General features: G+C 43.5%; 8 protein-coding genes. 7 read left to right on the top strand and 1 reads right to left on the bottom strand.

What is annotated here, in order from left to right:
* The first annotated feature begins 127 nt into the window (after window positions 1–127).
* The 7 genes from glmM to PN470_RS13190 all read left to right on the top strand — a co-directional run bounded on the left by glmM (window position 128) and on the right by PN470_RS13190 (window position 7,194).
* Window positions 128–1,567, top strand: coding sequence for a phosphoglucosamine mutase (glmM, locus tag PN470_RS13220; protein WP_271939424.1), 1,440 nt, complete (start codon window positions 128–130; stop codon window positions 1,565–1,567).
* A gap of 57 nt (window positions 1,568–1,624) precedes the next feature.
* The gene (gene hpsL / locus PN470_RS13215) at window positions 1,625–3,352 is read left to right on the top strand and encodes a hormogonium polysaccharide biosynthesis protein HpsL (RefSeq protein ID WP_103112799.1); all 1,728 of its coding nucleotides are present in this window, start codon (window positions 1,625–1,627) and stop codon (window positions 3,350–3,352) included.
* 67 nt (window positions 3,353–3,419) lie between these two features.
* Window positions 3,420–4,415, top strand: a complete 996-nt coding sequence (gene hpsN / locus PN470_RS13210; RefSeq protein ID WP_272104655.1) for a hormogonium polysaccharide biosynthesis glycosyltransferase HpsN — start codon at window positions 3,420–3,422, stop codon at window positions 4,413–4,415.
* Window positions 4,412–5,581, top strand: a complete 1,170-nt coding sequence (hpsO, locus tag PN470_RS13205; protein WP_271939418.1) for a hormogonium polysaccharide biosynthesis glycosyltransferase HpsO — start codon at window positions 4,412–4,414, stop codon at window positions 5,579–5,581. Before hpsN ends, hpsO begins: the two co-directional genes overlap by 4 nt.
* A 133-nt stretch (window positions 5,582–5,714) precedes the next feature.
* Complete coding sequence (locus PN470_RS13200; protein WP_016515867.1) at window positions 5,715–6,299, top strand: sigma-70 family RNA polymerase sigma factor; 585 nt, start codon at window positions 5,715–5,717, stop codon at window positions 6,297–6,299.
* Window positions 6,299–6,673 carry a hypothetical protein gene (locus tag PN470_RS13195; RefSeq protein WP_272104654.1) on the top strand — a complete coding sequence of 125 codons (375 nt, stop codon included), beginning with the start codon at window positions 6,299–6,301 and terminating at the stop codon, window positions 6,671–6,673. Before PN470_RS13200 ends, PN470_RS13195 begins: the two co-directional genes overlap by 1 nt.
* A 20-nt stretch (window positions 6,674–6,693) precedes the next feature.
* Window positions 6,694–7,194 carry a Spy/CpxP family protein refolding chaperone gene (locus tag PN470_RS13190; protein ID WP_002778683.1) on the top strand — a complete coding sequence of 167 codons (501 nt, stop codon included), beginning with the start codon at window positions 6,694–6,696 and terminating at the stop codon, window positions 7,192–7,194.
* Between the two features lie 101 nt (window positions 7,195–7,295).
* On the opposite strand, the gene PN470_RS13185 is transcribed toward PN470_RS13190, so the two are convergent.
* Complete coding sequence (locus tag PN470_RS13185) at window positions 7,296–8,447, bottom strand: NAD-dependent epimerase/dehydratase family protein (RefSeq protein WP_272104653.1); 1,152 nt, start codon at window positions 8,445–8,447, stop codon at window positions 7,296–7,298.
* Window positions 8,448–8,569 lie beyond the last annotated feature (122 nt).

Raw genomic sequence — 8,569 nt, 5'->3', positions numbered from 1 at the left:
CCACACCCTACACCCCACACTGTAAGGAACTCCGGGAGGATGATTAAGGTCAACTGGGAACATTGATTTTAAAAAATCGGCGATCATGTTATTCTCTGAGTGTGTTGTGTGAGGAAAGGAATCGGCCATGGTAGCGTCTCTATCGTATCAAAATGGGCAAAAAGCTCGATCGCATCCCCTGTTATCCTTAGGGGGTTTGATCGAATTACCGTCATCACCCCTGTTCGGCACGGACGGAATTCGCGGTCAAGTGGGAGAATTATTAACTGCCCCCCTAGCGCTACAAATCGGATTTTGGGCGGGACAGGTCTTAAAAAATCAAGCTGGTGTCACCAAACCAGTAATTATTGGTCAAGATTCGCGTAATTCCAGTGATATGTTAGCCAATGCTATCACTGCGGGTTTAACTTGGGCGGGAATAGAAGTCTGGCAACTGGGATTATGTCCCACTCCCTGCGTCGCCTATTTAACCAGAGAAAGCGAAGCGATGGGGGGGATCATGATTTCTGCCAGTCATAATCCTCCGGAAGATAACGGCATTAAATTTTTTGACGGCAGCGGTTTAAAATTGTCTGGCAGTTTAGCCGCACAGATAGAAGCGGGTTTAAGGGGCAATTTAGAATTAGCAGATAAACCAGAAAATTGGGGAAAAGCGACTTTTTGTCCCGAATTAATCCAAAAATATTATCAAGCTGTGATTGATTCCGTCGGGACGGATATTAACCTATCGGGATTAAAAATAGTTTTAGATCTAGCTTGGGGGGCAGCCGTTAACCTAGCACCTTTAGTATTCCAAACCTTGGGGGCGGAAGTTATCTGCCTACACGAGCGAGCCGATGGCGATCACATTAACGTTAATTGTGGTTCTACCCATTTAGAAAGCTTACAGGCTGCGGTGATTAATCAGCAAGCGGATTTAGGGTTTGCCTTCGATGGCGATGCTGATCGGGTAATGGCCGTGGATAGTCAGGGTAGAGTAGTAGATGGCGATTATATCCTCTATTTTTGGGGTCGTTCCCTCCTAGAAGCCGGACAGCTACCGGATGGGTTATTAGTAGCAACGGTGATGGCTAATTTAGGCTTTGAACGCGCTTGGCAAAAACTGGGGGGTCAATTCTTGCGGACTGCCGTGGGTGATCAGCACGTTCAGGCGCAAATGTGGGAAACTGGGGCCATGCTAGGGGGCGAACAATCCGGCCATATTCTCTGCCATCATTACGGAGTTTCTGGGGATGGAATGCAAACCGCCCTACATCTAGCGGTTTTAGTGCAGAAATCGAGGGTTTCCTTGGCTAATTTAGTCGATCATAGCTTTGTCACCTATCCGCAGATTTTACGCAATGTGCGGGTGGAAGATAGAGAAGTGCGACGTAATTGGCAGCAATGTGAACCTTTGCGGCGAGAAATCCGCAAAGCTGAGACAGCCATGGCAGAAAAAGGCCGAATTTTGGTGCGAGCTTCCGGGACAGAACCGTTAATTCGGGTAATGGTGGAAGCAGAAACCCTCGAATTAGCCAGTTTTTGGACAGAAAGGCTAGTGGAAGCGGTGCGAAGCTATCTTTTGTAGTCGATCGAGGGGAACAGGGATTATAATGCCCTTAGCCTAGCCTAGCAAGGGATAATTATGACTGGACTAAGTATCGATCGCCAGAAAAAAAAGAATAAACAAGGGGAAACAAAAGCCGATAGTCGCCCGCCTAACATCAAGGAGAAACTTGCCCTGAAAAAAGAAGAAAGGCAAAGGAAACAAAAGTTAACAGGGTTGATTGTTTTTGCCATTTGTGTAGCAATTTTGATCGGATTACCCCTCAGCTTATTGTTTGATCCCAAGATAGGAGCTGTAGTAAGTTTAGCCTTAATTTTAGGAGTTTTCTCCTTTAGCTATCCTCGTACGGCTCTTTGGACATTTATTATCTATGTCCCCTTCACTGGCACTATCGTCTATTGGTTGGGGGGTATTCCAATCCTCCAGCTAAGTAAAGATATCTTTTATCTACCCGCTTTAATCGCCTTAGTTTTAGAATGTCGAAAAAAGCGATTACCGATTATTGTCCCGAAACAATTGGGTACAACCCTATTATTAATCTTTGTTTTCTGTGTAGTCTGTCTATTAGCCGTCAATTTACAGAGACAATTTCTGCCTACTTGCGATTCCGTGGCTGGGATGAGTATCTTTAGGGATGGCCGTTTGGTCGGACTTCCCTGTCGGGAAAGTGAGACTTTTCTGCAAGGAGTATTAGGGTTTAAAGTTTTGCTAGGTTATGTCCCCTTGATCTTCTGCACTTATTACTTAATCAAAGACAAACCCACCCTATTATTTTTTGGTCGTCTTTTAGTGACTTTAGTGATTATTTGTTGTGTACTAGGGCTAACGCAATACTGGATGCTGAAAACCGGTCGTTGTGCAGGAACTAGAGGCTACGTGGGTGATTTACTATTCAAAGCCACCTTAGAGGCAAGGTGTTTGGTTGGTGGGTCATTAATATATAGTCCGGAAGTAAATATGATCCGCCTACCGGGTACTTTTGTTTCTCCCTGGCACTGGGCTTGGTTTTTGGTCTCTAGTGCCGTAATTTGTTATGCCAGTGCCTTTAGTGAAATTTCTCAAAAATGGCGACTAGCAGCCCTAGTGGGTTTAACCCTAGTTCTTATTAATGCAGTGGTCTCCGGGCAAAGATTAGCTTTCTTTGCTGTACCGATGATTGTCGGTCTGATGACAATTCTTACAGGACAAATCGCTAACTTAAAAAGATTTTTGCCGATCATTTTTTCCGTCGCTTTACTCCTAGCTGTCGGTTTTTCTTTCCTTAACCCCGATTTTATCCAACAACGCTACGATAGTGCCGTCGCCCGTTGGCAAAACAGTCCCCCCACCGCTTTTATTCAAGAACAGTTGGATTTTGCTATCCGTAATCAGGGCGGTATTTTAGGTCGTGGACTCGGTGTGGCCACATCTTCTGCTAGGTTTTTCGGTTATATTTCTTTCGTGGAAACCTTTCACAGTAAAATTTTATTCGAGTTGGGATACATTGGTTTTGCCTTGTACATGATATTCATAACCCATCTAGTTTATCTGGCCTTCCGCACCTATCTTTCCCTCAAAGATCCCACTCTGCGGGGTTTTGCCGGTAGTTATTGGGTTTTGCTGCTCTTTGTTGCCTATCTTCCCTATTGGTATGCCCTCGATACGGATCCTGTGGGCGTTTATTACTGGATATTTGCGGGCGTAATTTTTAAATTACCCGTGATCGAAAAACAGGAAAAAGAAGCCAAAATTTTGGCGGGGGAAACTGAAACAAAATCCTCCAAAAAGGGCTTAAATTTTAAACGCAAAGGTGTTTCTTTAGCTTAAAATTACTATAAGCTATCAGCCCTTTCAGTAATCAGTTATCAGTGATCACTGATTACTGATTACTGCTATGAATTTTCCCTCGATTTCTGTCATCATACCCACCTATCGACGCGAAGAGCCTCTTAAAGATACTCTCGATGACCTGCTCAAACAAGATTATCCCGATTTTGAGGTATTGGTTATCGACCAAACCGCTACCCACAGCCCCGAAATACAATCCTATCTAGAAAATCTGGCTAATCAGCACAAAATTAGCTGGTATCGGCTGGATTGGGCGAGTTTACCCGGTGCCAGAAATTATGGAGTCCGTCGCACCCGGGGCGATATCGTTCTTTTTATCGATGATGATGTGCGGCTACCGGATAATTATCTCAAAGCACATGGTGAGAATTTTGTCAAGAACCCTGAGATAGGTGTAGTAGCCGGTCGGGTATTCGATCGCATGAAATTGGGTGACTCCCAAAAAATGGTGACAGATACTGGCAAACCCTACGAAATCGACTTTTTACCCCCCCAAGCCATGGATCCCGGCATTGCTTGGTATTACATCGATCTTGTCCACACCACTAAACCCCAGCAGGTAATCTCGGCCCGGGGCTGTAATATGTCTTTCCGGAAGGATATATTTACGAAATACGGCATTTGGTTCGATGAACGCTTTCGTGGCAGTGCCGTGCGCGAGGAATCGGATTTTTGCTTAAGGTTACGCCAGACTCTCTATCATGTCTGGTACGATCCCACCGCTTATCTGGTTCATTTAGGGGAAGAAACTGGCGGCTGTCATGATATTAGCACTCGTTCTCTGAGTTATCAGACGACTTTTTATCATAATCACTTTCTGATGGCTCTGAAAAATCTCACTCCCGCGCAACAATTGCGACTCTATGCTAAATTATTTGACTGTCACGTTCTTGGCAATCCTCCCTGTAATAAGGGTGGTTCCCCGATTAAAATTCTTTCTAGGGGAATTTTTTATGGTTTAGGTTTTCTGGATGCTCTGAAAACCCAAGTTAAGTCCCTCTGGAATGATGGCCAAATTTATACAAAACTAGATAATCTATGAGAATTTTAGTCGCTAGTCATACATATATAGTTGATCTCAACTGTGAGAAACTGCGCTCCCTGACAAGATTAAATCCCAATATTGAAGTTACTATTGTTGTTCCCCAACGTTGGCAACCGGGAGGAGTCCAAAATAAAATCATTGAAAGTCAACCGAAAATAGCCAATAATTTCCGAGTTATTCCTATATCTAATTTTAGCCAGAATAACCAAGCTTTATTAACTTTTGGTATTGATATAATTTCTTTATTGCAAAAATTTAGACCAGATATTATTCAAGTGGAACAGGGTTCTAAATCTCTCGGTTATGCACAATTTATTACTCTGAATCGTCTCTTAAATCTCCGGGCTAAAAATGTATTTTTTACTTGGTGGAATCTTCCCTATACTCCTAAATTTCCCATCTCTTGGTTAGAAGCTTATAACCTGAAAAATACCGATGGTTTAATTGCCGGTAATCAGGACGGGGTAGATGTTTTAAAAGAACGGGGTTACAGGGGTAAATACACCGTTTTACCGCAATTAGGAGTGGATGAAGTCCTTTTTTCCCCTGGCAAGCAACCCGATTTAGCCCGATCTTTAGGCATTGAAAGCGATGAATTTGTGATTGGTTTTATCGGTCGTTTTGTGGAAGAAAAAGGCATTCTAACCTTGATTAAAGCTGTAAATAAATTAACAGGTAAGTGGAAGTTATTACTGTTAGGTCGGGGCATCCTGAAAGATAAAATAGTCAGGGAAGCTACAGCCGCAGGAATAAGCGATCGCTTGATGATAGTGGAAAGTGTTCCCCACGATCAAGTAGTTAATTATATTAACCTGATGAACACTTTAGTTTTGCCTTCAGAAATCACCTATCGGGTCAAAACTTTAACGGCCGTCGGTTGGAAAGAACAATTCGGTCATGTTTTAATTGAAGCTATGGCCTGTCAGGTTCCTGTTATTGGTTCCGATTCAGGAGAAATTCCCTTTGTTATTGCTGATACGGGGTTAATTTTTCCCGAAAAAGATGGGGAAGCACTAGCTAAATCTATACAAACTCTCTTAGATAATCCCAGCTTCGCTCAAGAATTAGGCCAGAGAGGTTATCAGAGAGTAATGACCAATTATACTAATAAAGCCCTCGCTCAAAAACAATTGGATTTCTATCAACAATTACTCCCTCGGTGATCGGGTGTGGGGTGTGGGGTGTGGGGAGAAAAAAGCTGATAACTGATAACTGGTAACTGATAACTGATAACTGGTTATGAACCATTCTTGATACCCCCTAGTCTAAAGGGACAAGTAGCTAGGGGTGAGGGGAATGATCGAGGTGATAACCGAGAAGCAAACAAGTGTGAGCGATCGAGAGTTAGTTTTAAAATGTCAAAGGGGTGATCGGGGTGCTTTTCGTCACCTTTACCGTCTTTATCAACCAAAAATCCGCTCTACTCTCTATCAACTCTGTGGACAGGAATTCCTAGAGGATTTTGTCCAAGAGGTATTTTTAAGAGTGTGGCACGGGTTGCCGAAATTGCGTTCACCTGAATACTTTTCCACTTGGGTTTATCGGATTACTTGCAATGTGGCGATCGATGGTCGGCGACAATTAGCCAAAAGACAAATGAGGATCGCCAAAAGCACTGATCAGGAAAACCCCCTTGATAGCGAATCCCGTCCCCAAGATAGTCCCGATTTGATGCAATTGCATTATGAGGAGGTGGTCCGACAAGGGTTAGAAATTCTCAGTTTAGAACATCGCGCTGTCCTTGTCCTTCACGATCTAGAGGACTTACCCCAAAAGGAAATCGCCGAAATCTTAGAAATTCCCCTCGGTACGGTGAAATCACGTCTTCATTATGCGCGTAAAATCATGGGCCAATTTTTGCAAAAACAAGGAGTTCTCTAATGTCCCCAGAAGATGACAAAGTGGTTAATTTTCTGCGTCGCTATCGTCCATCGCTGCCACCTCGACCGATAGATGAAGAAAAACAGTTAATGCAAATGATTAGGGAAGAAAAGCCAGTAAATTTCCCAAAATTGCCGCCTTTATTGGGGTGGATAACTGGTATTACTGCCTTATCTGTGCTGATTTTTGCTTCCTATCGTTGGTCCGATCCTCATCCACAACTGGGCCAAATTTCTGACGAGCAGTTAGAAGCTTTTTTAGTGGACAGTTGGAACCATAGCATCGCTCCACCGATTGCTGCTCCTAGCGTTTATAGTTCGCCTTGGATGAGCTTAAACGAGCCTCAACTCACCTATTCTACCTATAATCCTTAATTTCTTTGTCAAGGTCAATTATGTACTTTTCTACTGTCTCGATTCTCGGCACAACCATGGCTTTAACTCTGGCCGCTAACCTAGTCCCCACTGCCACTGTGCTATCCTATCCCCAAGATGGTCTATTTATTGCTCAAACTAGCTCTCCCCAACCTCCTGAAAATCGTCCCCGTGGGATGGATAATTCTAGAGAAAGACTAATTGAACAATTGAACCTTACCGATGAGCAAAAGTCGAAAGTTGCCGCTATTCGTCAGAAATATCAGGAAAAAACCAAACAGTTGCGAGAAACCCTGAGAAGCAACGAACAAGAATTAAATAGTTTATTATCGAATAATGCCTCCGATCGAGATATTCGTGCTAAACATCAGCAAATCTCTCGGAATCGCCAAGAAATGAGTAACCTGCAATTTGAAAGTTTTTTAGAAATTCGTCAAGTCTTAACTCCCGCTCAAAGAAAGGAATTTTCCCAGTTAATGCAGGAACGTCGCGCTAATTCCCGCAATCGCGGACGACAATAATTCCCATCAGTGCGGATTAAGATCGAGTTTGATGGCGATACATTAGAAAAACGCAAAGGATGGGCAAGTAACCCATCCTCAACTTATCATTTACTAATAAATTATCGTTTCCAAGTGACTTTTGGTAGGATATGATTCATATCTACCCGATTTTTATACTTGGTGGCGAAGTTTAGGAGGGAATCAAGGAGAGAATCGGAGAGATAGTGAGGTTGTAGGCCTAGATCGAGTAATTTTGTGTTCTTAGCGTTAAAATAATGTTCCTCTAACTCGATGCGCGGGTTGTCAAGATTGTTAATCTCCACATTTAACCCTAACGCAGAACCAGCTTTTTTCACCATCAGTGCCAAGTCACCGACGCTAAACAGTTCGGTAAATTGGTTAAAAACGCGGAATTCCCCGGATTGAGCAGGATTGGCGATCGCTAATTCCAAACAACCCACGGTATCGCGGATATCTAAAAATCCTCGCGTTTGACCACCTTTACCGTACACTGTTAGGGGATGACCGATCGCTGCTTGAATACAAAAACGGTTTAAAGCAGTACCAAAAACCCCATCGTAATCAAGACGGTTAATTAACATCTCATCCATTCCCGTTTCTTCGGTGAGGACTCCATAAACCACCCCTTGATTGAGATCTGTGGCTTTTAAACCCCACATCCGACAGGCAAAATGGATATTATGGCTATCGTGGACTTTGCTGAGATGGTACATACTGCCGGGCTGTTTGGGATAGGGTAAAGTATCCTTACGACCGTTATGTTCGATCGTGATGTAGCCTTCTTCAATATCTATATTCGGTGTGCCATACTCACCCATGGTTCCCAGTTTTACTAGGTGCGCTTCGGGAAATTCCTCTTTCATCGCGTAGAGGATGTTTAAATTGCCAACCACGTTGTTAACTTGGGTTAAAACCGCGTGTTCGCGATCGATCATGGAGAAGGGTGCAGATCTCTGTTCTCCGAAGTGAACAATGGTGTCTGGTTGAAACTGTCGCAGGGATTGAATCAGAAAGTCGTAGTTATTAATATCTCCGACAAAAAGATCGATCGATTTTCCCGTCAGATCTTGCCAGCGTTGAATCCGATGAGATATGGGTGCGATCGGTGTTAAGGTATCGCAGCCTAATTGTAAGTCCCAATAGCGACGAACTAAACTATCAAGTATGCCTACTTCGTAACCTCTATTTGATAGATGGAGTGCCGTTGCCCAACCACAATAGCCGTCTCCGCCAATAACCAAAACTCTCATACAATATCTGTAAAGTTTATATACTCGTCTTTGGTAACTCTAGCAGTTTTGTGTCACGCTTTACCAGCTTAATCCCCCTGAACATAGTGAGGTGTGGGGTGATGGGGTGTAGGGTGTAGGGT

Origin of the sequence: Microcystis sp. CS-574, assembly GCF_028329095.1 — a bacterium.
Lineage (GTDB): Bacteria > Cyanobacteriota > Cyanobacteriia > Cyanobacteriales > Microcystaceae > Microcystis > Microcystis ichthyoblabe_A.
This window is presented reverse-complemented; position numbering and strand designations above follow the sequence as displayed.